The organism is Micromonospora sp. LZ37 (assembly GCF_059359015.1).
In genome coordinates this window covers 1-1,094 of sequence record NZ_JCADBL010000032.1, presented here as the reverse complement: position 1 = coordinate 1,094, position 1,094 = coordinate 1, and the positions used below count along the sequence as shown (strand labels likewise).

Genomic DNA, 1,094 nt, shown 5'->3' with positions numbered 1-1,094 from the left:
TGTTCTGTCCATGGACGTTGGTGACGCGTCCGGGATGTTGAAAGGGTGAGGACCTCCCGAGTAGGTGTGGAGCTACCAGACAGCCGCACCAACTCAGGGGGGTCCTCGTGCCCCACCGTAATGCCCCGTTGTCGGAGACCGGCAGGCTGCGTCTGGCCCGCTGTGTGGTGGACGATGGTTGGCCGCTGCGCCGGGCGGCTGAGCGGTTCCAGGTGAGCCCAACGACGGCGAAGCGGTGGGCGGACCGCTACCGGGCCGAGGGCGTGGCGGGGATGGTCGACCGGTCCAGCCGCCCGCGTCGGTCACCGCGGCGCACGCCGGCGCCGGTGGAGCGCAAGGTGCTGCACCTGCGGGCGAAGCGGCGGTGGGGACCTGCGCGTATCGGCGGGCGGCTCGGGTTGGTCGCGTCCACGTGTCATGCGGTGCTGCGCCGGGCCGGGGTGCCCCGGCTGGCTGACCTGGACCGGGCCACCGGCCGGCCGGTGCGCCGTTACGAACACGCCGCTGCCGGGGACCTGGTCCACGTCGACATCAAGAAGCTGGGCAACATCCCCGACGGCGGCGGCTGGCGCATCCACGGCCGCGCCCAGGGTGAGCGCAACAGCCGGGCCACCGCGAAAGCCCGCCGCAACTGCCATCCGGTCATCGGCTACGCCTACCTGCACACCGCCATCGACGACCACTCGCGGCTGGCCTACACCGAGATCCTCAACGACGAGCGCAAAGACACCGCGGTCGCCTTCTGGCGCCGCGCGCACGCCTGGTTCGCCGCCCACGGCATCACCGTTCGCCGGGTCATCACCGACAACGGCTCCTGCTACAAGTCCTTCCTCTGGCGCGACACCCTCCGCGAGCTGGGCATCAGCATGAAGAAGACCCGCCCCTTCCGGCCCCAGACCAACGGCAAGGTCGAACGCTTTCACCGCACCCTCACAGAGGAATGGGCCTACGCCAAGGCGTACTCCTCAGAAGCCGCCCGCCGCGCAGCTCTACCCGCATGGCTCCACGCCTACAATCACCACCGCGCTCACACCGCACTCGGCGGCCAACCACCCGCCAGCCGCGTCCCCAACCTCTCCGGGCAGAACACCTAG

General features: G+C 70.4%; 1 protein-coding gene. It reads left to right on the top strand.

Annotated features, from left to right (window positions below; all coding sequences use genetic code 11):
• Window positions 1-107: 107 nt before the first annotated feature.
• Window positions 108-1,094: an IS481 family transposase gene (locus tag AC5L3Z_RS29480; protein WP_494846640.1), complete on the top strand. Its 987-nt coding sequence runs from the start codon at window positions 108-110 to the stop codon at window positions 1,092-1,094.